20 protein-coding genes and 1 tRNA gene are annotated in these 23,212 nt (G+C 64.0%); 9 read left to right on the top strand and 12 right to left on the bottom strand.

All coding sequences use genetic code 11. The annotated features are described in order from the left end of the window. Positions 1–20: 20 nt before the first annotated feature. Genes CKJ84_RS05580 through putP form a run of 3 tightly spaced genes read right to left on the bottom strand, consistent with a single transcriptional unit; the run spans position 21 to position 2,814 of the window. The gene (locus tag CKJ84_RS05580; RefSeq protein ID WP_095546183.1) at positions 21–503 is read right to left on the bottom strand and encodes a DUF2269 domain-containing protein; all 483 of its coding nucleotides are present in this window, start codon (positions 501–503) and stop codon (positions 21–23) included. Between the two features lie 33 nt (positions 504–536). Next, positions 537–1,196: a DUF1524 domain-containing protein gene (locus CKJ84_RS05575; RefSeq protein WP_095546182.1), complete on the bottom strand. Its 660-nt coding sequence runs from the start codon at positions 1,194–1,196 to the stop codon at positions 537–539. A gap of 49 nt (positions 1,197–1,245) precedes the next feature. Beyond that, on the bottom strand, positions 1,246–2,814 hold the full coding sequence (gene putP, locus CKJ84_RS05570; protein ID WP_095546181.1) for a sodium/proline symporter PutP: 1,569 nt from the start codon (positions 2,812–2,814) through the stop codon (positions 1,246–1,248). A 149-nt stretch (positions 2,815–2,963) separates the two neighbouring features. Here putP and CKJ84_RS05565 point away from each other — a divergent pair, with 149 nt between their 5' ends. From CKJ84_RS05565 to CKJ84_RS05540, 6 genes are all read left to right on the top strand, one after another. Then, the gene (locus tag CKJ84_RS05565) at positions 2,964–6,077 is read left to right on the top strand and encodes a DEAD/DEAH box helicase (protein ID WP_095546180.1); all 3,114 of its coding nucleotides are present in this window, start codon (positions 2,964–2,966) and stop codon (positions 6,075–6,077) included. After that, a complete protein-coding gene (locus CKJ84_RS05560) occupies positions 6,078–6,899 on the top strand; it encodes a hypothetical protein (RefSeq protein WP_095536973.1) in 822 nt (273 codons plus the stop codon). An 84-nt stretch (positions 6,900–6,983) separates the two neighbouring features. Beyond that, positions 6,984–8,171 (top strand): exonuclease SbcCD subunit D, encoded by a 1,188-nt coding sequence (locus CKJ84_RS05555; protein WP_095546179.1) that lies wholly within the window; start codon positions 6,984–6,986, stop codon positions 8,169–8,171. A 3-nt stretch (positions 8,172–8,174) separates the two neighbouring features. Then, complete coding sequence (locus CKJ84_RS12635; protein ID WP_095546178.1) at positions 8,175–10,844, top strand: AAA family ATPase; 2,670 nt, start codon at positions 8,175–8,177, stop codon at positions 10,842–10,844. A gap of 79 nt (positions 10,845–10,923) precedes the next feature. Continuing rightward, positions 10,924–11,448, top strand: coding sequence for a MarR family winged helix-turn-helix transcriptional regulator (locus tag CKJ84_RS05545; protein ID WP_095546420.1), 525 nt, complete (start codon positions 10,924–10,926; stop codon positions 11,446–11,448). 106 nt (positions 11,449–11,554) lie between these two features. Next, the gene (locus CKJ84_RS05540; RefSeq protein WP_095275938.1) at positions 11,555–11,773 is read left to right on the top strand and encodes a PspC domain-containing protein; all 219 of its coding nucleotides are present in this window, start codon (positions 11,555–11,557) and stop codon (positions 11,771–11,773) included. 84 nt (positions 11,774–11,857) lie between these two features. Here the strand turns inward: CKJ84_RS05540 and CKJ84_RS12495 are convergent, their stop codons facing one another. Continuing rightward, positions 11,858–12,793: a hypothetical protein gene (locus CKJ84_RS12495; RefSeq protein WP_233125507.1), complete on the bottom strand. Its 936-nt coding sequence runs from the start codon at positions 12,791–12,793 to the stop codon at positions 11,858–11,860. 979 nt (positions 12,794–13,772) lie between these two features. Further along, positions 13,773–14,087, bottom strand: coding sequence for a Shedu anti-phage system protein SduA domain-containing protein (locus CKJ84_RS05530; RefSeq protein WP_095546418.1), 315 nt, complete (start codon positions 14,085–14,087; stop codon positions 13,773–13,775). A 90-nt stretch (positions 14,088–14,177) separates the two neighbouring features. Here CKJ84_RS05530 and CKJ84_RS05525 point away from each other — a divergent pair, with 90 nt between their 5' ends. Continuing rightward, positions 14,178–15,641, top strand: a complete 1,464-nt coding sequence (locus CKJ84_RS05525) for an integrase core domain-containing protein (protein ID WP_095546138.1) — start codon at positions 14,178–14,180, stop codon at positions 15,639–15,641. Between the two features lie 94 nt (positions 15,642–15,735). Here CKJ84_RS05525 and CKJ84_RS05520 read toward each other — a convergent pair whose 3' ends face one another. Further along, the gene (locus CKJ84_RS05520; protein WP_095535077.1) at positions 15,736–16,089 is read right to left on the bottom strand and encodes a Shedu anti-phage system protein SduA domain-containing protein; all 354 of its coding nucleotides are present in this window, start codon (positions 16,087–16,089) and stop codon (positions 15,736–15,738) included. A gap of 20 nt (positions 16,090–16,109) precedes the next feature. Then, positions 16,110–16,514, bottom strand: a complete 405-nt coding sequence (locus tag CKJ84_RS12210; RefSeq protein ID WP_158221674.1) for a hypothetical protein — start codon at positions 16,512–16,514, stop codon at positions 16,110–16,112. 39 nt (positions 16,515–16,553) lie between these two features. Between CKJ84_RS12210 and CKJ84_RS05510 the strand changes: the two genes are divergently transcribed. Further along, positions 16,554–16,913 carry a helix-turn-helix transcriptional regulator gene (locus CKJ84_RS05510; RefSeq protein WP_095275948.1) on the top strand — a complete coding sequence of 120 codons (360 nt, stop codon included), beginning with the start codon at positions 16,554–16,556 and terminating at the stop codon, positions 16,911–16,913. Then, positions 16,910–17,512 (top strand): cadmium resistance transporter, encoded by a 603-nt coding sequence (locus CKJ84_RS05505; protein ID WP_095535075.1) that lies wholly within the window; start codon positions 16,910–16,912, stop codon positions 17,510–17,512. Before CKJ84_RS05510 ends, CKJ84_RS05505 begins: the two co-directional genes overlap by 4 nt. Before the next feature lie 333 nt (positions 17,513–17,845). On the opposite strand, the gene CKJ84_RS05500 is transcribed toward CKJ84_RS05505, so the two are convergent. From CKJ84_RS05500 to CKJ84_RS05480, 5 genes are all read right to left on the bottom strand, one after another. Then, positions 17,846–17,919, bottom strand: a tRNA-Arg gene (locus CKJ84_RS05500). 315 nt (positions 17,920–18,234) lie between these two features. Continuing rightward, positions 18,235–18,888 carry an LUD domain-containing protein gene (locus CKJ84_RS05495; protein ID WP_095275952.1) on the bottom strand — a complete coding sequence of 218 codons (654 nt, stop codon included), beginning with the start codon at positions 18,886–18,888 and terminating at the stop codon, positions 18,235–18,237. A gap of 2 nt (positions 18,889–18,890) precedes the next feature. Further along, positions 18,891–20,459, bottom strand: a complete 1,569-nt coding sequence (locus tag CKJ84_RS05490) for a LutB/LldF family L-lactate oxidation iron-sulfur protein (protein ID WP_198949239.1) — start codon at positions 20,457–20,459, stop codon at positions 18,891–18,893. After that, entirely contained in the window at positions 20,456–21,241 is a 786-nt protein-coding gene (locus tag CKJ84_RS05485; protein WP_095546176.1) for a (Fe-S)-binding protein, read from the bottom strand. Before CKJ84_RS05485 ends, CKJ84_RS05490 begins: the two co-directional genes overlap by 4 nt. 57 nt (positions 21,242–21,298) lie before the next feature. Continuing rightward, positions 21,299–22,975, bottom strand: coding sequence for an L-lactate permease (locus CKJ84_RS05480; RefSeq protein ID WP_095546175.1), 1,677 nt, complete (start codon positions 22,973–22,975; stop codon positions 21,299–21,301). Positions 22,976–23,212 lie beyond the last annotated feature (237 nt).

The raw sequence follows: 23,212 nt of genomic DNA, 5'->3' as shown, positions 1-23,212 counted from the left end.
GCAGATGCGTTCCGGGCGGGTTAGACCGGCGCCGGCAGGAACATCAGCACGAAGGTGAGCAGCCAGAGCAGGTTGAAGATGCCGGAGCCTGCGGTGGCCGTGGCCTTGGCCTTCTCAAAGTTCGGCGCAACGTCCGAGGCGTCGCCTTCGGCAGGGGAGAGCGCGCCGAGCGAGCCCATCATCTTGCGCTGCTGCGGGATGACCAGGAAGAACAGCAGGCCCCACGCGATCACGGACAGGATGATCGCCGTGTGCAGGAAGTAGTTGGTCTTGTAGGTGCCCCAGTCGGAGGCCATGACGACCGCGCCGAGCAGCGGGACCAGGACGGAAAGCATGCCGTAGGTGGTCGTCACCTTGTGCAGGACGGATGCGCGACCGGTTGCTTCCTCGCCGTCGTTGCGCGATTCTGCGGCTTGCTTGGGGAACATGGACGTAGAGACAACGACGGGGCCGAGCAGAATGATCGCGGCCACGACGTGCAGGGCGGTGAAAAAGGTAACCATGGTGACTTACTGTAATGGACACGTGCACGATCGTCACAGTTCGCGGCCAGCGGTTTGCGCATGAACCTGGGAACCATTCAGCGAGCGGGCGCCGGTGAGGCCGGAAAACCCTGCACATGAGCGTCGCATAGCGCGCAAGTCCTCGGCAGGAAGCGCGAGGTGATACGCCTGCGCCACGTCCGCGAGCCGGTGCGAGTACGCGCACCGCTTCCTCCGTGCGGGCGGCATCCACTCGCTGGGCAGCTGGTCCGACTTCTCCTGGTTCGCCGTGGCGGACACGACGACGAGGTTGCGCGGGTCGTTGGCAAAGGCGATGCGCGTGCGCCGCGGCCACGCGTGCGCGCCGAGATCCCACGCGGCGGACAGCGGGATGAGGTGGTCGAGCTCGACATCCGCGGGAGTGATCGCGGTGCCCGTGTAGGGGTCGTCGATCGGCGCGGCGCCCCAGCTCGTGTGCGGGGTCGAGCAGCTTATCGACGCCACACCATCCCCGCCGAACGCCACCGCCAACGCCTCCGTGCGGGTGGTGCACCCGTTGCCGGTGTCCGCCCAGCCCTGCCCGAACTCCTCGCGCGAGTAGCCGAGCACGGTGGCCCGCGGCGGCCCGGAACCGGCCGCAATGTGCGAGCGCGGGGTGGGAAACGGGGCGATGAACAGTGTGGCAACGGTGAGGAGGGCAAGGTAATAGCGCATACCTTGTTAGACGCGCGCGGGGCGGCACCGGTTCCCACCGCCGCGGAAACTATTTCGCGCGCTGCGTGGCGCCGAGCGCGGCCTCGAACGTGGCCTCGGGGTGGCGCACGGCGTACTCGGTGACGGCGATGGCCTGGTCGAACTCAGACTCCACGCCCGGCTTCGGCTTCGTGGCCAGCGAGACGATCACCATCGCTGCGGTGGCGAGGATGACGCCCGGGACGATCTCGTAGATGGTGTCGGCGAGCACCTCAGTCGAGCCCCACACGAACACGGTGACGGCGCCGACGATCATGCCGGCGATCGCGCCGGGCGCGGTGAGGCGGCGCCAGTAGAGAGACGCGAAAACAACCGGCCCGAAGGCCGCACCGAACCCGGCCCACGCGAATCCGACGAGGCCGAGGATGGTGTCGGAGGGGCGGGCGGCCATGATCATGGCGACGATGGCAATGAGGACGACCATGGTGCGCGACGCGACGAGCAGCGTGGTGTGGCTGGGATCCTTGCGGAAGATGCGGAACAGGTCTTCCACCAGCGCCGACGAAGTGATGAGCAGCTGCGAGGACATGGTGGACATGATGGCGGCCAGCACGGCCGTGAGCACCAAGCCGGCGAGCAGCGGGTGGAAAAGGATGCGGGCGAGGTCCAAGAAGACGGTCTCGTAGCCGGACTGGTCCGTCACCGAGTGCGTGGTTTGGGAGAAGAACATGGTGCCCACCATTGCGGTGAAGACCGCGCCGGCGTAGCAGATGGCCACCCAGATCATGCCCGTGCGGCGCGCCGATGTCGCCTGCGCGGGGGACTTCAGCGCCATGAATCGGGTGACAATGTGGGGCTGGCCGAAGTAGCCGAGGCCCCAGGCGATGTTGCCGATGATGGTCGCGGCGGACACCCCGGCGACCAGGTTGAAGTAGTTGGGGTTGCCCTCCGGCCACGGGCCGTAGGCGTGGTCCGTGGCGTAGGAGAAGATCTCGCCCGGGTTGTCCACGGCGACCAGCGCCATAATGGGCACGGCCAGCAGGGCGAGGAACATGAGTCCGCCCTGGACCACGTCGGTGTAGGAAACCGCAAGGAACCCGCCGATGAAGGTGTAGAGGACCGTGATCGAGCCGACGATGAGCATGCCGACCAGGTAGTTGCCGCCGAAGGTGGACTCGTAGTAGCGCCCGCCCGAGACCATGCCGGAGGAGACGTAGAAGGTGAAAAAGAAGATGATGATCACGGCCGCGACGATGCGCAGGACGCGCGAGGTGTCGCGGGTGCGGTTTTCAAAGAAGCTGGGCAGCGTGATCGAGTTGTTGGATACTTCGGAGTAGGCGCGCAGGCGCGGCGCGACCCACTTCCAGTTGGCCCACGAGCCCAGGAACAGGCCGATGACAATCCAGAGCTCGCTCATGCCGGAGACAAAGAGCGCGCCGGGAAGTCCCATGAGCAGCCAGCCGGACATGTCTGATGCGCCAGCCGAAAGGCCGGCAACGAAGGGGTTGAGTCCGCGGTCGCCGAGGACATAGTCGTCGTACTTCTGCGTCTGGAGCCACGAGTAGAACCCGATTGCTACCATGACACCGAAGTAGATCACAATGGCCATGACGAGCCAGAAACTCTCAGTCACGTGCATCTCCTTGGGGGTAACTAGGTAATGAGTTGGAAAAAGCGTAACGCAGCACAGATGTGCAATGTGGGGGATTGGACGAAACGTGTGGTCGTCCGCGCCGGCGAGCGAACCTGCGAGCCCGGAAAATTCCTCGGAGTGGTATAAGGGTGGGTATGCCTGAATACCTGCTCCACGGACTTTGGCTGCCGGAGTCCGGGCTCAATATTTGGATTGAGCAGGTCTCTGGCCACAGAGTTGTCACGATTGATGCCGTCCGCGACGGGACATTCCCGTCACACGTGCAATCGTTGCTGAGCAAGAACCACTTTCGCGGCCGCCAACGGTTGCAGCTGCAAACGCCGAAGGGCAAAGAGGCGATTCTGCGCGCACCGACGGCGACGTTTTCCCCGAGCACCGCAATCGAGTTCCTCGCCGCGCTGGCGCATCTGGACGAAAGCTCGATGCTCAGCACCGGGGCGCAGCGCGAGACGATCGCCCCGGACCTGCGCTGGCTGGTCCGCGCGTACTTGGGGCTGAACCAATTCGTGCGCGCGGGCCGGGTGACCATCCACGTGCCCCGGCGCGACGGGAACTGGTATGCGCAGTGGCAGCTGGGTACCGGGGTGCAGGAGCGCGGCTGGTTGGCGGAGATGATCGCCGCCGCCCCCGGCGTGCTCTCACTGAACAACCCCAACCTGAGCGAGGATCTCGCGCAGACCCTGACGCACTGGATCGCCACAGCGCGGCTGCAGTCGGTGGGCGTGCCGTCGAGAGTCCGGCCCTACCCGTGGCACGACTTCGTGGCGTCGCTGGTCTTTGGCACCCCGCTGCGCCGCGGGAACGCGTCGCTGGTGCAGCAGATCAACGAGTGGGGCGGCTCCATTACCGCGGTGAACCTGCAGCTAGTCTTCCTCGTGGAGGCCCCCGAGGACGAGCCGGAGGACGCCGACGCCGCAGAGGAAGCGGAGGACCTGCAGTGGCCCGTGCGTGTGCAGGTGCGCGCCGGGACGGACGCCCCGCGGCCCGCGCGCCTGTCCGACTTCGATGCCCAGACCGCGCAGACACTGCGCGAGTCCATCGAGGCGGCGATTGATGTCACGGAGTTGGTGGACTCCCGCCGGCACCCGCGCCAGGGGTCGGCGATCCGAGACCGGAATCGGGGCGACTGGGATAGCTTCCTCTCCACCGAGGAGATTGTCCGGTTCGTGGAGACAGAGGCGTCGAAGCTGCGCCAGGCCGGGTTTGCCGTCATGCTGCCCAAGGCGTGGTCCACGGCGGAGACCTCGGCGAAGCTGCACGTGACCCGCCCGGAGAACCCGTACGATTCCTCCACCGTGACCATGATGGGCTTTGACACGCTCGTCTCATACGACTGGCGCGTCTCCCTCGGCGATATGGAGCTGACCGACGAGGAGATGGAAAAGCTGGTTCGCTCCAAGTCCGGCCTGGTCAAGCTGCGCGGCGAGTGGGTGCTTGCAGACGGCAAGGACCTGTCGCGCACCAAGCAGTACATGAAGCGGCTGCAGCGCAGCTCGGCCGACAAGGCGCGCCTGGAGGCGGAGGCCGCTGAGACGCGCGCCAAGCTGGCCGAGGCCGCCGGTTCGGACGACGCCGCGGAGCTGCGCAAGCTGGCGGACGAGGCCCGCGCGCGCTACGAGGAGCTCGCTGACGACGAGACCAAGGGGCAGGTGTCCGCCGCCGAGTTGCGCCAACTCGCGCTCGAGACGGCGACGGAATCGCCCGTGGAGTTCTCCGGCTCGACGTGGTTTACCTCGCTCGTCGGCGGCCAGGACCGGCCCGCCCCGGAGCGCGTGGACATCCCCGAGGCAGTGCACGCGGAGCTGCGCGAATACCAGCGTCGCGGCGTGGACTGGCTCTACTACATGTCGCGCAACAACCTCGGGGCAGTGCTTGCCGACGACATGGGGCTGGGCAAGACGCTGCAGCTTCTCGCCCTGCTCGCGGTCGAGGAGGCGGCGGGCCGCCGCACCGGGCCGACGCTGGTGGTTGCACCGACCTCGGTCGTGGGCAACTGGGCGCGCGAGGCCGCCCGCTTCGTCCCGGGGATGAAGGTGGTGGTCCACCACGGCGCGAACCGGTCCAAGGGCGACGAGCTGTTTGCCAAGGCAGACGAGGCGGATCTGGTGATTACCTCCTACGGCGTGGTCGGGCGAGACTTCACGGATTTGGCCCGGGTGCAGTGGGATCACGTGGTGTGCGATGAGGCCCAGGCGATTAAGAATTCGGGGACGCAGGCGTCGAAAAGCGTGCGGGCGATCCCCGCGCGACACCGCATTGCGCTGACGGGTACCCCGATTGAAAATAAGCTGTCCGAGCTGCGCAGCCTGCTGGACTTTGTGAACCCGGGGATGCTGGGCTCGCAGGCGTTCTTCCGCAACCACTTTGCCAAGGCGATCGAGTCCCGGCGCGACGAAGGCCTGGCCGATGAGATGGGCGAGCGGCTGCAGCGGCTCACGGCGCCGTTTATCCTCCGGCGCGTGAAGACGGACGCCGCGATTATCGACGACCTGCCGGAAAAGAGCGAGCACGTCGTCGCCGTGGAGATGACGCAGGAGCAAGCGGCCCTGTACACGGCGCTGGTGAACGAGATGAAGCAGCAGCTCGAGCAGCGCAAAGGGATGGCGCGCCGCGGGCTGGTGCTGGCCACGATCACGCGCATCAAGCAGATCTGCAACCACCCGGCCCACTTTCTCGGCGATGGCTCGCCGGTGACCATCCGGGGCGCACACCGCTCGGGCAAGGTAACCAAGCTCATGGAGCTCCTGCACCAAGCGGTGGAGCGCGACGAGCGCGTCCTGATCTTCACCCAATACAAGGCGTTCGGCGACTTACTGCAGCCGTACCTGTCGGACCAGCTGGGCGAACAGGTGCCGTTCCTGCACGGCGGGGTGGGCAAGAGCGCCCGCGACGCGATGGTGGAACAGTTCCAGCGCGACGACGGGCCGCGGGCGATGCTGCTCAGCTTGAAGGCCGGCGGTACCGGGCTGAACCTCACCGCCGCCTCCGTGGTGATTCACATGGACAGGTGGTGGAACCCGGCGGTGGAGAACCAGGCGACGGACCGCGCGTTCCGCATCGGGCAGCGCCGGGACGTGACCGTGTACAAAATGATCACCAAGGGCACGATGGAGGAGTCCATTCAGGACGTCCTGGACGGCAAGATGCACCTGGCCGGCGCGGTGGTCGGCGAGGGCGAGGGGTGGATCACGGAGCTGGACACCGAGGATCTGGCCCGCCTGATCAGCTTCCGAGGGAGGACCGAGTAAGTGGCAGAGAAGAAACGTCCGAGCGAGGACAACGTCATCTACGCCAACTTTGGCGAGCGCCGGCGCGTCTCGTCCGCGGAGGAGACCGGCGAAAAGGTGCTGTCCGCGCGCGCTGTATCTACGATGTCGGCGCCCGCGCAGCGCGTGGTCAACGCGGCGCTCCGCAAGACGGACCTGGGCCGGGCGAACCGCGGGCGCGACTACGCTTCCAAGGGCCACGTGGTGAACCTGGAGTTCAACAACGCGCGGATCAACGCCTCCGTGGTAGGCAGCCAAAACTACCCGTTCGAGGTCTCGATGATGCTGCCGTTCCGCGCGCCACGCGAGGTGCGCGTTGCGGTCGGCGAGCTGGCGCGCAACCCGGGAGCGCTCGAGCGCGCGATGCAAGGCGACTTCCCGGACACAGTGCTCGACGTGATGCTTTTCTCCAGCCCAAACGAGGTGTATTTCTCCTGCACGTGCCCGGACAGCGCGTCCGTGTGCAAGCACGCGGTGGCGCTGGCCCAGGTGGCGGCGTCGCGCGTGCACACCACGCCGTCGCTGGTGTTTACGCTGCGCGACCTGAGCATGGCGTCGGTGGAGCAGGCGGTGCGCGAGGAGGCGACGTCCATCGCGCGGGAGAACACCGAGCCGGGATCCAAGTACTTCTGGGCTGGGCGGGATCTGCCGCCGCTGCCGCACCCGAAGGTGGCCCCGATGATTGATGATTCGGACACGGGGCTGCTGCACCGGGCGATGCAGACGGTGTCTTTTACCAACATCGATCAGCTGCGCGCGGTCTCTGACATCACCGAGCTGTACGATGACCTCACCACCGATTAAACTGCCTGCTCAGCATGGTGTTTTGGAATGTATATTCTATGCTGGTAGGGCGGGTGTCCGGTCGGCCTGGTAGTTGTGTAAAGCATGACGCACACAACATTTATCCATAGCTCCGATTTGCAGATCGGTATGACCCGAAAGTTCTTAAGCCCCGAGGCCCAGGCTCGTTTTGACGAATCTCGGGAGCGCTCCATCGACGCGCTGGGGAACCTGGCGCGCGATCGCGGCGCGGAGTTTATTGTGATTGCCGGCGATGTCTTCGAACATAATTCGCTGGAGGAACGCACGCTTGGCCGCGCGCTCGAGGCGCTGCGCCGCCTGCCGGTCCCGGTCTTCTTACTCCCTGGCAACCACGATCCGTTCGTTGCGGATTCAATTTTTAGCCGCACGGAGGACATCGACAACGTCACCGTCCTTTCATCCTCGGAGCCGGTAGAGGCGGTCGACGGGGTCGACATTGTCGGCGCGCCGCTGCTGACCAAATACCCCTCGGACGACCTGTGCGCGCAGGCGGTCCGCGCCCTCGAGCCTTCGGACCGGGTCCGCATCCTCGTCGGCCATGGCCAGGTGGAGGGCTTTGGCACGGATGATGACGAAGCCTTGATCCACCTCGACCCCCTCGAAGATGCTCTCTCGCGCGGAGTGATTGATTACGTCGCCCTGGGTGACTCGCACTCGACGGCCTCGCTGGGCTCCTCCGGCAAGGTGTGGTTCTCCGGAGCCCCGGAAACCACAGACTACGCGGAGCGCTCGGGCACTTCGGGCCCCGCGGGCTCCTCGGGCTTCTCGGGCGCTGTGGCTGGCGGCGAATCCGACTCCGGCAACGCCCTGGTGGTCACGGTGACCAAGGACGGCGGTGCCTCCGAGGTGTCCGTGGACAAGGTACGCACCGGGATTTGGACGTTCGACGCGCTCGGCTGGGAGGTGACCGACGCCGACGACGTCGCCGAGGTCATCGACCAGCTGCGGGCGTACCCCGACAAGGACCGCACGGTGATTAAGTACGCGCTCACCGGAACGTTGGGGCTCGAAGCGACCCGCACGTTGGAGCGCGAACTGGCAGCGCTCGAGCCGGTGTTCGCCGCGTTGTACGAGCGGGACCGGCTCATGGACTTGCACCTCGAGCCGGGGGAGGAAGAGCTGGACAACCTCCCGCTGACCGGATACGCCAGCCAGGCGATGCACCAGCTTGTCGGCGAGGCCGCGCAGGGCGATCCGACCGCGCGCGACGCCGTCAACCTGCTGTTCCGATTCTCCCAGGAGGCGAAGTAGCCAATGCGAATTCACTCCCTGACAATTAAGCACTTCCGCGCCATCGACCACCTGAAGCTGGAGAACCTGCCCGATACGGGCGTGGTGATCGTCCACGGGCCGAACGAGGCGGGCAAGTCGACCATCCTGGACGCGCTCGACCTGGTGCTGCGCGAGCGCTATACCGCCGGCGGCAACAAGGTGGAAAAGTATGCGCCCGTGGGCAAGGATGTGGGGCCCGAGGTCTGGCTCGACGCCACCGTGGGCGAAGTGTCCTTTGTGGTGCACAAGCGCTGGGTGAAGTCGAAGAAGGCGGAGTTGACCGTCCGCGCGCCGCGCCGGGAAAACTTCTCCGGCAGGAAGGCCGACGACGAGCTGTTCCGAATCCTGGACGAGCACCTGGACCGCTCGCTTATGGACACGCTCTTCCTCCGCCAGGGAGACCTGGACCCAGCCGTTGCGGCCGCGGGCGTGCCCTCGATCACCAGGGCGCTCGACGGCAGCGACGAGCAGGGCGACTCCGCCACCGAGGACACGAAGCTCATGCAGGCCGTGGAGGAGGAGTACGCCAAGTACTGGTCCAACAGCACGCCGCCGAAGCCGAAGAAGTCGGTGAAGCAGCTGGAAAAGGACGTGGAGGCCGCTGCGGAATCGCGCGATGCGTGCGTCGCCGAAGTGGAGCGCCTCAGCGCGTTTGTGGACGAGGTGTCGCGCCGCGAGGAGGAGATCGCCCAGGTCGACGCGGAGCTCCCGGGGGCGCAGGCCGACCTGGCTGAGCGCGAAGAGGACGCGACCAAGGCGAAGGAACTCGCCGAAAAGGTGGCGGACGCGCAGAAGAAGTACACGCAGGCGGCAATTGAGGTGCAGCGCGCCGAGAAGGACCTGGCCGGGCGTGCCGCGCTGGCCGAGCGCGTCGATACCCTGCGCACGGAGCGCACCGAGCTGGAACGATCCCTCGAGCCGGCACGAACCGCGAGCGAGGAGGAAGCCGCCAAGCTGGAGCAGCTTCGCACGGCCTCCGCGACGGCCCGCGAAGCGCTCGTCGGCGCCCGTGCCGCGGTGAAGGAGGCGGAGCAGCGCCGCGACGTCGTCCGCGCGACGCACCGCCTCGAGACGCTCAAGGCGCACCTCGCGCGCGTTGACGAAGCGGAGCAGGCCTACAAGGAGCTGCTGGAGCAGGCGCTGAGCAAGGAGATCACGGAGAAGGCGGTGCGCGCCGCGGAGGCGGCAGAAAACGAGGTGGCGCTGCAGCGGAAGCTCCGCGACGCGGCGTCGGCAAAGCTTGCCATCGCGGGCAAGCAGGGCACCATCGACGTTGATGGGCGGGAGGTGCGCGTTGACGAGGGCACCGAGGTGCAGCTTTTCGACGGCACGCAGCTGGCCATCGGCGGCTACGACCTCACCTACCGCGCAGCCCAGGGGGCCAAGGACCCCCGCGAGGCGGTCCGGGACGCGGAGGAGGCGCTCGCCGGCCTGCTGGAAAACGCCGGGTGCGAGTCCGTCGACGCGATGCGCGGCGCGCGCGACGCGTACAAGGCGCATGAGTCCAAAGTGGAGGCCGCGCGTCGGCGGCGCGAGGACGTACTTGCGGGCACGGACCGCGATGCCCTCGTCGCAGAGCGTGACCGCCTCGTGACGGTACTGGAAGAACTGTCCGGCGCGGCAGACAGCGCGAGGAGTGAGATCAGCGAGTCTGACGCCGACTCGGTTGTGAAGGAGGCCAGCGCCGCGCTGGCGAAGGCCGAGCAGGAAGCGGACCACGCCGAGGCAGCGCTGAAGCCCTACGCGGAACAGAAGGCGGCGAAGGAACTCGCGGTGCTTGAAGCCCGCCTCGAGGCGAAGGCGAACGAAACTGCCAACGCCGACAAGGAGTTCCAGGCGGCAGAAACCGCACAGACGCAGCAGACACTCGACGAGGCGCTCGCGGCTGCGACCGCGGCGCTGCAATCGGCAAAGCAGGACGCCGACGAACTCGCCGCCGCCGCGGCCGAGGCGGATGTGGAGCTCGCCCAGACGTTGCTTGAGGGCGAGCAGTCCAGGGTTGCCAATATGCAGAAACGGAAGCACGAGGCCACGATTCGCATCACCGAGCTGCGCGGCCGGATCGAACAGGCGGCGGGTGCCGCGGAGAAGGCGGACAAGGCCGAAGCCGTGCTGGACAAGGCGGAGACCGCGCTTGCCAAGGCGACCCGTCGCGCGGACGCGATCCGCCTGTTGCGGGAGACGCTGCACGCGCACCGCGACGCGGCGCGCGCCAAGTACACCAAGCCTTTCAGTGACGCGGTGCGCAAGCGGGCCAGCATCATCTACGGCAAGGACGTCGCGTTCAATTTCGGCGACGACCTGCAGATTACGGACCGTTCCATCGGCGAGCAGACCGTGCCGCTGAGCTCCCTGTCTGGCGGCGCGAAGGAACAGCTGGCGCTGCTGACACGGTTTGCCATTGCGGACCTCGTGTCCACCGAGGGGGATTCCGCGCCGGTGCCGGTCGTGGTGGACGATGCACTTGGTGCGACCGACCCGGAGCGCCTGGCCCTGATGAACACGCTGTTTTCTCAGGTGGGGAGGACCGCGCAGGTGCTCGTGCTCACGTGCTTCCCACAGCGCTTCGACCGCGTCGCCGCTGCGCGGACCGTCCACATCGACGAGCTCAAACAGGCCGGGAGCGCATTCGCGGGCGGGGAAGTGGACTAGCGGAAAGGAGAGGAGCGGGAGCGCCCGAACTGAATTCACTTATTTTGTTAGGGCAGTCACATCCGCTATGGTGCAGAGTATGAAACACGATGCCCGCTGGCTGAACGACGAAGAGCAGGAACTCTGGCGCCTCATGCTCGCTGCGTCGCGAAAGGTCACCCGCGTGCTGGACGACACGTTGCAGGCGGAGTCCGACCTTTCCTCGTCCGAGTTTTCGGTGCTGGTCACACTCTCGGAGGCGGAGAACCAGGCGCTCCGTTTGCGGGATCTATGCAGCGAGCTGGAGTGGGACCGCTCTAGGACCTCCCACCAGGTCACGCGGATGGCAAAGCGTGGTTTGGTGACCAAGGAGAAGAGCCCCGGAGATGCCAGGGGAGTGCTGGTGTGCCTGACATCGGAGGGCATGAGCCGCCTCGAGTCGGCCGCCCCCGAGCACGTGGAAAGTGTCCGCCGAGTGGTGTTTGACCATATGGACCCCAGCACCGTTTGCGCGCTGAAGCAGTTCTTCCAAGGCATCATGGACGTCACCAACGTCCCCGGCTACGCCGACTACCGCGGTGCGCAGCCGATGACGGAGCGCGCTCGCCCGTACAACACCCCCTAGGGGTCAAAGATCGGGGTGTATCTCCGGGGAAACCCCGTTGTCGGCCGCCTCCCAGGCACGTTTAATGGGTGGTGTACCGACAAGGATTTGAGAGAAAGGACCGATCATGACCTACCAGAGCTACAACCCCAACCAGGCCCCGAAGCGCCTGACCCGCTCCATGACCAACAAGATGATCGGTGGCGTGTGCGGCGGATTCGCCGACTACTTCGACATGGACGCCACCGTCATCCGTGTGCTGGCCGTCATCCTGCTCCTGTTTGGCATCTTCCCGATGTTCCTGGCCTACCTCGCCGCCTGGATCATCATGCCGGCTGAGTTCTAGCGGCAGCTTATCGGCGCCCCTGCGGCCTCGACGTATACGATCCGGCACGGCCGCCCCGGACCCCCGCCGGTCTCCCGGGGGGCGCTATCCGTAGTTCTCGACAATGTCGACGTAGTTGCTCATCCGGTCTGGGAGTTCGGGGGTGAACCAAGCGCTCACGGTCCGGTCTTCGGGTTTTTCGCAGGTCACCGTTGCCCAGTCGCTGCCCAGACGGCAGTCAAGGTTGTACGTCTCCTTGGTGACGGGGCTTGCGACCGTGACCGCTGCATGCGGCACCTGGGTAACCTCTGAGGACGCCACGTGGGTAACAGTGAATGTGGCTTGCAGTGCGGCATCGAACATCGCGGCGGCGAATTCGCACGAGGTCGCCGAGCCTGCCTTGATCGGAATTCCGGAATCGGTTGTTCCGCAATCGCCGCCGACCTGGCCGACATTGATGTTGTGATTCCCCGCCGGAGGTGCCGGCGTAGCCTCGGGCGCGGGCTGCTCCGGCTGGGCTTCCGGGGCCGCCTCCCCGGCCGGTGGTGCCGTCTCGGCGGGCGTCGGATCCTCGTACTCAGTGACGGTCTGTTTCACCGTCACGGTTTCGGGCGAATCTTGTGCCGCATTCGGGGCGCCACATGCGCTGATGGCAAGGCCGGAGGCGAGCAGGAGCGTGCTGGCGAGTCCTCGTTTCATGTTGGTGAGTGTAACCGAACTCTGAGTAAGGTTGCAGTACTCTGTCAGGCAGCGTTGACGTGTGGTCGGGTGGTCTACCTCTGTGGACACGTTTGTTGTCCGGCGGCCCAGGCTCAGCGACGCCACGCCGATCAGCACCGCGCTGAACGCCAGCAAGCAGACCGCGTCGATGGCGATGCTGCTCTGCGAGAACGCGCTGTGCTCCGTCATCCCTCCGAAGGCCCACAGTGAGCCTTCGACCTCAACGCCGAGCCACGCCACGCACACTCCGACCGTAATCAGCACCTGCACGAATGAGAGCAGCGCGAACGCCAACACATATCCGGCGGATGAATGAGCCACGCGATACGGGCATGGTGAGTGTGCGCTCGAGTGTGCCTCGTCGGCGTTCGCGTAGCGTCGTGATGGACGCGACGAGGAACATCACCTGGAACGGGGACAGCGCAAAGATCGCGTGCGCGAACCCCCGAACGTTGGCGTATCAATGAGCATCCAATACGGCAGCGAAGGCACCACGAAGACCAGCATCAAGGTCCGCGGGTCCCGATGCAGCTGCGTGAGCACTCGCTTAGCGACGGCTAACGTCACCCTCATCGTCCCATCACCGCTCAAAATGCGTCTTCCATCGAATCCGCTCCGGTGCGTTCCAGTACTTCGTCGCGGGTTGCGTGCTCGACGCGTCCCTCATCCACAAAGAGCAGGTGCTCGCTACCCTCCGTCTCGTCTTCAACGACAAGGACACCCGAGCCCCTGTCACCGGATACATCGAGAGGGAGATTCTCGCTGAGGCAGAAAAATCAAGGCGCGGCACCCCGCCCCACTACCGCAAGCGCGTATGAGGCCGTCATCGACCTCTCAACGGTGCTGCTCGGCGTGCTCGTGTCGCGCTACCTCCTTCGTGCTGGTCCGCACGCAGGCATGTCCGTATACGACTTCGGTGGGGTCATGGAGCGGGTGCTCAGAGGCGCGCTGGGGTGGGGACTACCCCGCTGACCCTCGCACGATGAATGTGCCGGAGGGTGATGGATTCCAGGATCACTACCGCCAATGAAGCCAGTGCGCCCCGCTTCGCCAGATACCGATACCGGCATGGCGAGAATGCAGTACAGGGGGCCAAACGCCTACGCAGGGGCCCGGCGATAACGGCAACAAAAAGAAAGAAGCCCCGAGACATAACCGGAACGATGTCTCGAGACTTCGGGGCTTTCACGAAACACCCTGACCAGTTATATCAGATCCGCGGCTACACCCCGGTTACACCGGGTTCCTCCTCCGGTTACACGACAGTAGTCAAGCAAATGCCGCGAGCAGGAACTTCGTCTTAGAACTCAAAGTCAGGAACTTCCGTCTCCGCGCCTTCTCGCTTCTCGGCAAGCTCCACATCCCACCGCGCCCGCTCGACAAGTTCGTCAAAGGTAAGCACCTCCGGTGACTTAAGGTTCGAGCGGAAACTTTCAAAGCTACGGAACTTCGCGTCAATCCGGTTTCCTTGCGAGCTACACAAGTCGCTCATGGAGCCGATCACCAAAAACGAGCGTGGCTCGACCAAATTCGCACCGTCGCCAGTGCTGCCGCCCTCGGTGTCCCTCTCGGGAATCCAGCTAGCGTGGCTCTCTTTGGCGACTAGAACTGTCATGTCTAGGGACTTTTTGGACGAGGAGTCCAGGAAGTTTTTGGACAGGATGTCTAATGGCTTTTTGGACACCTACAGCGGTGGAATATCCGGATGGCTATTCCATTGCACAAGCGCAGAAAAGTCGCAGATTTCGATCCCATTCTCGACGGCAAAACAATCACACAGTTTTGCAAAGAACTGGGCATCTCGCGGCAGACGTATCACAACATCAAAAACCGGATCACGCAGAAAGGACGATCTGGCATCGTGCCAGATTCGACTGCACCGAAGCACCCGGCCGGAAAATTTCAGGACGCCGACAAGATCGCAGTCGTCCACGCCAGGCAGACGTTGATGGAGCAGGGCTTGGATTATGGTCCTTGGTCGATCTACTACTTCTTGTTCGACTCCGTTGGTCCCGATCGCACCCCTTCACGTTCCACAATCGCCGCATGGCTCCATGAGCTGGGGTTCGTCGACGCTAATGCCCGCAAACGTCCACGGAGTTCCTATAGGCGCTTTGCCCGTGATTTCGTTGGTGAACTCTGGCAGATCGATGGACTGGTCTATCGCCTCTTCGACTATGCGCACACGCTCGTGACGATCTACCAGGTCATCGACGACGCCAGCAGATTCGACGTCGGAACCAAAGCGTTCGCGTTGCCGGAAAACGGTACTGATGCGCGCGCCGTGCTGGCTGAAGCGTTCGCCACCTACGGCAAACCCCAAGAGATCCTTTCCGACAACGGCGATGCGTTTGCCGCCTACCACCGTGGATACCTTTCAGCCACTGAAACGTGGCTCGCCAGCGAAGGTGTACTCGCAATTGCGGGATTCGCTCCGACAACCCAGGGAAAAGATGAGCGCTCCCACCGCACGCTGACCCAGTTTCTTGATGCACGCCACCCCACAAGCCTTGCCGAGGTCAACACATATCTCGCTGAGTATCGACAGGTATACAACGAGCGACGACGGCACCAATCACTGCTGGTCGGCAAAATGCACATCACCCCGCACCAGGCGTTCGAGACCTTCCCTAAGGCGCCTTCGCCCACGCAACCACTTGATCCAGATCAGGTCTGGGCCCGCGTGCTGGCCTACAACCAGGCACACAACCCGCAGGCAGCATCCGAAGTCAGAAACGGCCCCAGGGAAGCGGCAACTTCACCCGAGGCCAGCACCGATGACATGGCAGCTCAGCAAGGCTTACCTGGCACCGATACCCCCACAGTAACGGTGCCGACGACACAATCAACAAACGATTGGGGTATCCCAGACCAGACCCGCGTGAGCAAAGACGGTGTCGTTCGTGTGTGTAGCTACGGTCTCTACATCGGCCTGAGGTTCAAAAACCGCCAGCTCTACGCCACGGTCACGAACGGCGATGTCGCGGAGTTCTTCACGGCCCATGACGGTGAGTTCCTCTTCAGCGTGCCACTGCCGGTCACACTGAGCCACAGGCCACCAGGTGGGCAGATCAACATCAACCTTGTTGAAGGGATGAAGCACCGCCACCCGCCGCGGATGAACCCGAAACTGTCCAAGCCCCGACCGAAGCGCAGGCCACCAGAATGACCCGCTAGAAACTGTCCAAGAACTCCATGGATTCCATGTCCAAAAAGTCATTGGACTCCTTGTCCAAAAACTCTATGGACATAACATTTGGCGACTAGAACCGTTTCTTGGCCTGGGCTACTGCGCCGAAGAACTCGCGGCTGATCCCGTAAACATCACTGCGGTATTGGTCCCGTGTCAGCAAAGGCGTGTCCGGGTGTTTAATCTCTGCCAGCGCCACTGAACGCAGCAGGCCGTTGGACACTAAGAAGGCGTCGGCACGTTTCCCGGAAGTGTGCAGGTTTGCTCCGCGAACTGTTTGCTCAAGTTTTCCCTCGTCCCAAGTGGTGTAGAGCCCTATCTCCGAGACCAATGCCGAGGACCCATGGGTTGGCTTCGAGAAGGTTCTGCCACGCCTTCTCATCGCCACCCGCCGCGTTTTTCGCTTCGGCAAACGCTTCGTGGTCATCGAGCCACGATTGCATAGTGTTAACGACGTCGCGATGGTTCTTCAGTTCCCTTGATCTCAGCGGCCGAGGTCTCGGCTTCTACGAGTGCCTGGAGCGCCTTAGGGTCTCGCTTGTACAGCCGTTGAAGTTCGCTTTGGTCGGCGATGATGCGGTTGAGAACGTCATCGTCAACCCTGGAGGTTTTCTCGCCGTTAACGGGAATCGAATCGAGGTTGCGGGTCAGGTCGATAATTTTGTTCGAGCCTTCCCGGTTCAAGATGATCAGGTCATCAAGTTTCGGGTCGTTCGGGTCTTTTCTTCGCGCTTGAATTCGGATTTCCCGAACTACGCCCAGTTCACGAACGACATGAACCTTGATCTGGCGACACTGTTTTCGCAACTTGCCGGAATCTCTGCCACTTCCACTGTCCTTTGAGCAGCGCACACAGCTGCACCGCTACCCGGAATTTGACTAGTTCAGTGCATGCTGACTATTGCTTCACGTCTCGACGTGATGAACCGCCTGGGTCGTGCACTGGCCGACCCCACTCGATCGCGGATCATCTTGACCTTGCTCGACCATCCCGCTTACCCGGCGGAACTGGCTCGAGCTTTGAATCTGACACGCCCGAATGTGTCCAACCACCTGGCATGTCTGCGCGATTGCGGGATTGTCGTCTCCGAGCCCGAGGGGCGTCGGACGCGATATGAGATCGCCGATCCGCACTTGGCGCAGGCGCTGACTGCATTGGTCGATGCCTCCTTGGCAGTAGACGAAGACGCCCCGTGCATCGATCCCGCCTGCTCGCTTCCCGGGTGCTACACAGCTGGGGAGGGCGCATGATCCTCACCGCAGTCTTGCAGGCGATAGGCCTGTTCGCAGCTACCAACATCGACGACATCATCGTGCTCTCTCTCTTCTTCGCGCGAGGGGCAGGCCAGCGCGGCACAACCGCGCGCATTATGGCCGGCCAGTACCTCGGATTTGCCGGCATCCTCGTCGCCGCGATCCTTGTGACCATCGGCGCCGGAGCATTTCTGCCCCCGGCAGCTATTCCATACTTTGGTCTCATCCCTCTGGGCATCGGCCTCTGGGCCGCATGGGAGGCTTGGCGCGGAGACGATGACGACGATGACGACGAGGCCAAGGTTGCCGGCAAGAAGGTCGGCGTTTGGACAGTCGCAGGCGTCACGTTTGCCAACGGTGGCGACAACATTGGCGTCTACACCCCTGTATTCCTCAGCGTGGAACCTCTCGCAGTAGTCGCCTACTGTGTTATCTTCCTCGCGCTCGTTGCGGTCCTGGTGGCCCTGGCAAAGTTCGTCGCCACCCGCCCCCCGATCGCGGAAGTGCTCGAACGCTGGGAGGGCATCCTCTTTCCCGTCGTTCTCATCGGCCTCGGCATCGTGATCCTCGTCAGTGGCGGAGCCTTCGGGCTCTGACGTAGCGGCAGCGTTCCAAACGGTCCTAACCGGGCGCACCCCTCTCGGTTCAGACCCCAACAACTACCCGCAGCCAGTCCTGCGTGATCACAGCAACAAGACCGCTATGACGGGCTGCAAAAACCGCGCCACCAGATGAGTACGGAAACTCTTCCGCGGCTCGGTCCGCGCTCATAAACAATCCGCGCTATAACCCGAGCAGGAACGGCGTTCAGACAAAGAAAAATGACCCCTCCGAACGAACGGAGCGGGTCATTTTTGTGTTCGCGGCCGTATTCCTTCGGTCGACAGGAGGTTTCGTGAAACCCCCACTTCACAGTGTGTCCCCGACAGTGTCCCCGACAGGATTCGAACCTGCGACCTTCGGTACCGGAAACCGATGCTCTCATCCACTGAGCTACGGAGACAGTGCTTTACCTGCACATACGTGCGCGGGAAAGCAATACGGTAAAGGGTAGCACTTGGAGTGGGCGGGGGAGTAATCGGCCTGGTCGGTGGCGTCGACAAGCGAATGCGACGGAGTCCGGAATTTCCTAAGCACGTCTATGGAATGGGCCAGGGAGTTTTCACGGAGTTGCAGGGGTGGTGTCGCATGATGATTGTGCGCCTTTGAGGAGGCGTGACACGGGAAACAATGACAGCAGAACGGCCGGTACCGAAAGGTACCGGCCGTTCTGTGTGTGTAGACCGCTGGAGGGCGAAGCCTTAGCGGTCCTGGCGCTCTAGTGAACGACCATCACGATCAGGTCGCGGGGGCCGTGCACACCCTCGACGCGGACCAGCTCGATGTCGGAGGTTGCGGAGCCACCGGAAATCATGGTGGCCGGCTTCTCCGGGTCAATGCGGCTCATCATCTCCGGGACGCCGTAGACCAGCGAGTCCGGGCGGACGATGACCACGTGGCGGTCGGGCACGAGCGAGAGCGCGCGGCGGCCGCAGAGGTCGCCGGACTCGAGCACGATGGAACCCGTCTGCGCGGAGGTGACCTGGGAGTCGGTCACTGCGGCGCCGATGTCGCCAAGCTGGCGCGGGTCGGACGCGGGGTCGTCCGCGCGGGCCTCGCCGTCGAACTCAGCGAACAGGGAGGCGTCCAGGCCCGGGGCGTAGACGATGTCCTTCGCGCCGCGCTCGGCGAGGATCTTGGCAATGTTGGACGCGAGGTCCGCCTCAGACGTCTCAACGACGCTGGCCTTGTAGTCCAGCAGGCGGTCGATGAGGATCTCACGGAGCTGCTCCGGGGTGTGATCGGAGGTGGTGCGGTACTCGCGCACTGCCTCGACGTGGGACGGGGCCTCGGAGAGCTGCTGCGCATCGCGGACGCGCTTGAGAATCTCCTTCTTTGCGTCCTCGTTACGGGAGGAAACGTTCGGTGCCATGCTTACTTATCCTCTCCGGTGTTCGGGTCGACAAAGTTGGTGGCCTGCGATTCGGAGTCGCGCCCCGGGACGCCGCGCTTGCGCTCGGCGGCGAGCAGGTCGCGCGCCTCGTCCGTCTCCCACCACTGGCGGAAGGACTTCTTCGGCGGCACGGCCACGTCGCGGTACTCCGTCCATGCGGACAGCGGCGCCGGCATGGAGGAGATCTCGCCCTTGAATCCGCCGAGGATGCGGCCGAGCGCGACCATGCGCACTGCCTTGTCCCACAGCTTCGGGTTGCCCCACATGGTGCCGATGAGGCCGAAGGCCTTGGACTCCATGAACGGACGGTGCTGCTCCACCTTCTGGTGGCGCATCTCCAGCAGGATGTCCGTGATCGGGATCTTCACCGGGCAGACCTCGTTGCAGCGGCCGCACAGGGACGACGCGTACGGCAGGGAGGAGTTCGGATCATCCAGGTCCTCCATGCCGGTCAGCTGCGGGGTGAGGATGGCGCCGATCGGGCCCGGGTAGGTGGAGCCGTAGGAGTGTCCACCCGCGCGCTCGTAGACCGGGCATACGTTCAGGCAGGCGGAGCAACGGATGCACTTGAGGGCCTCGCGGCCGATTTCGTTGGACAGCGCCGCGGTGCGGCCGTTGTCCAGCAGCACGATGTGGAAGTTCTGCGGGCCGTCGCCCTCGGTCACGCCGGACCAGAGGGAGGTGTACGGGTTCATGCGCTCACCGGTGGAGGAGCGCGGCAGGAGCTGCAGGAAGACCTCCAGGTCCTGGAACTTCGGCACGAGCTTCTCAATGCCCATGACGGAGATGAGGGTCTCCGGCATGGTCAGGCACATGCGGCCGTTGCCCTCGGACTCCACGATGGAGACGGTGCCGGTCTCAGCAACACCAAAGTTCACGCCGGAGATGGCGACCTTCGCCTTCATGAACTGCTCGCGCAGGTACTGGCGGGCAGCCTCTGCCAGTTCGGCCGGGTCCGAAGTGAGGGACTCGTCCGTGTTGGGCATCTTATCGACGAAGATGTTGCGGATCTCAGCGCGGTTGCGGTGAATCGCCGGCACCAGGATGTGGGAGGGGAAGTCCTCGCCGAGCTGCACGATCAGCTCCGCAAGGTCGGTCTCCTGCGCGGTGATGCCGCGCTTTTCCAGCTCCTCGTTGAGGGCGATCTCCTGGGTGGCCATGGACTTGATCTTGACCACGTCGGTCTCGCCGGTTTCGCGGATGAGACCCTCGATGATGTCGTTGGCCTCGGCGGCGTCGCGCGCCCAGTGGATGTGGCCGCCGCGGGCGGTCACGTTGCGCTCGAACTCTTCGAGCAGCTCCGGCAGGCGCGCGCCGACGTCCTGCTTAATGGTGGAACCTGCGGTGCGCAGCTCCTGCCAGTCATCCAGCTCGTCGACAACCTCCTGGCGCTTCACGCGAATCGCGGTGGTGGCGTAGTTCAGGTTGCGGCGCTTGGTGACGTTGTCCAGCTCGTGGTGCGCAGCCTTCTGGAACTTCTCGGTGCCACGCAGGTGGTTGGGGCCAGCCGCGTGGGGCGGCATCTGGGGTTTGCCAAGTGCAACTTTCACAGCATGGTCTCCTTCGAGTAAGCGGCCGACTTGGGGGTCCACGGGTGCTCCTTGGTGGAGGCGAGGATCTCGGCCATGTGCAGGGCGCGGACGCCCGAGTGCTGGCGGCTCATTGAGCCGGCGATGTTCATGAGGCAGGAGGAGTCACCGGCGGTGACGAACTCGGCCTGAGTCTCCTTGATGTGGCGGGTCTTGTCAGAGACCATCGCGGCGGACACCTCAGACATCTTCACCGCGAAGGTGCCGCCGAAGCCGCAGCACTCCTCGCGGTTGGGCAGCTCCACCAGCTCGAGGCCCTCGACTGCGCGCAGCAGCTTGTAGGGGCGCTCGCCAACTTCCAGGAAGCGGCGGGAGTGGCAGGACTCGTGGTAGGTGACGCGGTGGGGGAAGAACGCTCCGACGTCCTCGGTCCCTGCGACGTCGATGAGGAACTCGGAGAGTTCGTAGGTCTTCTTGGAGGCCTTCTTCGCGCCGTCAACCAGCGCGGAGCTGCCGTAACGGTCGGCCAGGAAGACATGCTGTTCGCGGACAGCGCCAGCGCAGGAGCCGGAGGGTGCCACGACGTAGTCAATGGACGGGTCGGCGAATGCGTCGACATAGGACTCGACGATCGGGACGGCTTCCTTCTGGTAACCGGTGTTGACGTGCATCTGGCCGCAACACGTTTGACCTTCTGGGAAGACGACCTCGTAGCCCAGACGGGACAGCACGAGGGCGGTTGCCTTGTGCGCGTCCGGGAACAGAGCGTCGCCGATACAAGTAGAAAACAGTGCTACTCGCAAAGTGGACTCCTTAGAAAAATTGCTGCTGTCGGTTCATCCGACAGCCGGGCGGGTGCATTATACGGCAGGTGCCAGGAAGCTGAGAATGTTGGTCTGGAGGAAGACCATCACGCAGACGGCGAGCAAGAAGATAAACGAGTAGCCGACAACCTTCTTGAAAATCTCCGATTCCTTGCCCTCCATGTCTACCGCTGTTGCGGCGATCGCGAGCGACTGAGGCGAAACCATCTTGCCCACAACACCACCGGTGGTGTTGGCGGCGAGCATGAGATCCGGGTTGAGATTCAGCTGATCAGCGGCTGTGACCTGCAGTTTGGCAAAGAGTGCGTTGGCAGAAGTATCGGACCCGGTCACGGCGACACCCACCCAACCCAATATGGGGGCAGTAAAGGCGAAGAACCCACCCAGGTTGGCAAAGAACTCGCCGATGGTCACCGTCTGGCCGGAGTAGTTCATCACGTAGGCGAGTGCAAGAACGAGCACGATGGTGGCGGCGGACCAGCGCATGCGGTACATGGTGTCCGTCAGCTCCTTGCCCACCTGGCCCCAGGTCAGCGAGTAGCGGCCGTTCTCGTTGAACATGATGTAGGCCAGGGCGACGATGAGGCCGGAGATGACCAGTAGCGTGCCCGGGTTGTTGAGGTAGGCGAAGGAGTAGTCGGCCTTGACGTCGGCGCCGTTGGCGTCGAGAAGCGAGCCCTGCGGCAGGCCCGGCCAGGGGAAGGAGACCTTGAAGGAGCTCAGCCACTCGGGGATGGTGGAGCCGAGGTTGGCCAGGCCGAAGATGAGCACGACGACGGCGTAGGGCATGAGTGCCATCCAGATGCGGTTGCCGGGCAGCTCGACCTCGTCGGGGTTCTCCGAGCGCGGGAGCTCAAGGCGTTCGCGCATGTCGGCGATGCCCTTCGGCTGCCAGAAGCGGAGCAGCAGGAAGGCTGCGCCGAGGGCAACGATGCAGGCGACGACGTCAGTGAGCTGGTAGGCGAAGAAGTTCGAGGTGAACCACTGCGCGATACCGAAGGAGAGGCCGATGACCAGGGCTGCGGGTGCGGTCTCGCGGACGCCGCGCATGCCGTCGATAATGCCTGCGATGATGAAGGGGACGAAGAACGCCAGGAACGGGGTCTGGTGGCCAACGATGGCGGCGATGTTCTCGGTCTGCTCGAGGGTGCGGCCGCCGACCTCGCCGGCGGTGGTAATCGGGATGGCGACGGCGCCGAACGCAACCGGTGCGGTGTTGGCAATCAGCACGATCGTTGCGGCGCGCAGCGGCTTGATGCCCAGGGCGAGAATCATGGTCGCGGTAATGGCGACGGGGGCGCCGAAGCCTGCGAGGGCCTCGAGCAGTCCGCCGAAGCAGAACGCGATGAGCATGGCCTGGATGCGCACGTCACCGTGGCCCATCTTGTCAAATACGAGCCGCAAATCTTCGAAGCGGCCCGAGGCGACCGTGATTTGGTAGAACCAGATCGCCGCCATGATGACAAAGACGATGGGGAGCAGGCCGAACAGGCCGCCGCGGAAGGCGGAGGAGATGGCCATTCCCGCGGGCATGTTGAAGCCAAAGATGGCGACCAGCAGGGCGGCGACGAGGGCGACGAGGCCGGAGAGGTGCGCGCTGGCTTTCACACCCAGCAGCATGATGAAGAAGGTGAGCAGAGGGATCGCCGACACCAATGCGGAAAGGCCGACGCTGCCCCCGACTGCGTCGGTGAAGACCTGGAACTGGTCCATGTTTGCGCTCCTTGGTTGAAAGGAAATGTATGAAATGCCACGCGGGGTGGTCCCCTGTGTGTGCGCCGACATTCTCACGGAATTATGACACGCGAGTAAACGTATTCGCAGGAGAATTTTGAGAAAAGTACACTCAACGCGAAACTATTCTGAGCTGGGCCGACGCCGGAGGCGGGGGTATAAAAGGCGGCCAGACGGGGGAGGAGGTACCACCATGCGAACCGGGAAACGTGGTGC

Origin of the sequence: Corynebacterium sp. NML 120412 (assembly GCF_002285155.1) — a bacterium.
In the GTDB taxonomy this organism is placed as follows: Bacteria; Actinomycetota; Actinomycetes; order Mycobacteriales; family Mycobacteriaceae; genus Corynebacterium; species Corynebacterium gottingense.
This window is presented reverse-complemented; position numbering and strand designations above follow the sequence as displayed.

Coding starts and splice junctions, on each gene's coding strand:
- CKJ84_RS05580 (WP_095546183.1), bottom strand. CDS start 503: ATGGTTACCTTTTTCACCGCCCTGCACGTCGTGGCCGCGATCATTCTG.
- CKJ84_RS05575 (WP_095546182.1), bottom strand. CDS start 1,196: ATGCGCTATTACCTTGCCCTCCTCACCGTTGCCACACTGTTCATCGCC.
- putP (WP_095546181.1), bottom strand. CDS start 2,814: ATGCACGTGACTGAGAGTTTCTGGCTCGTCATGGCCATTGTGATCTAC.
- CKJ84_RS05565 (WP_095546180.1), top strand. CDS start 2,964: ATGCCTGAATACCTGCTCCACGGACTTTGGCTGCCGGAGTCCGGGCTC.
- CKJ84_RS05555 (WP_095546179.1), top strand. CDS start 6,984: ATGACGCACACAACATTTATCCATAGCTCCGATTTGCAGATCGGTATG.
- CKJ84_RS12635 (WP_095546178.1), top strand. CDS start 8,175: ATGCGAATTCACTCCCTGACAATTAAGCACTTCCGCGCCATCGACCAC.
- CKJ84_RS05545 (WP_095546420.1), top strand. CDS start 10,924: ATGAAACACGATGCCCGCTGGCTGAACGACGAAGAGCAGGAACTCTGG.
- CKJ84_RS05540 (WP_095275938.1), top strand. CDS start 11,555: ATGACCTACCAGAGCTACAACCCCAACCAGGCCCCGAAGCGCCTGACC.
- CKJ84_RS05530 (WP_095546418.1), bottom strand. CDS start 14,087: ATGACAGTTCTAGTCGCCAAAGAGAGCCACGCTAGCTGGATTCCCGAG.
- CKJ84_RS05525 (WP_095546138.1), top strand. CDS start 14,178: ATGGCTATTCCATTGCACAAGCGCAGAAAAGTCGCAGATTTCGATCCC.
- CKJ84_RS05520 (WP_095535077.1), bottom strand. CDS start 16,089: ATGACCACGAAGCGTTTGCCGAAGCGAAAAACGCGGCGGGTGGCGATG.
- CKJ84_RS05510 (WP_095275948.1), top strand. CDS start 16,554: ATGCTGACTATTGCTTCACGTCTCGACGTGATGAACCGCCTGGGTCGT.
- CKJ84_RS05505 (WP_095535075.1), top strand. CDS start 16,910: ATGATCCTCACCGCAGTCTTGCAGGCGATAGGCCTGTTCGCAGCTACC.
- CKJ84_RS05495 (WP_095275952.1), bottom strand. CDS start 18,888: ATGGCACCGAACGTTTCCTCCCGTAACGAGGACGCAAAGAAGGAGATT.
- CKJ84_RS05480 (WP_095546175.1), bottom strand. CDS start 22,975: ATGGACCAGTTCCAGGTCTTCACCGACGCAGTCGGGGGCAGCGTCGGC.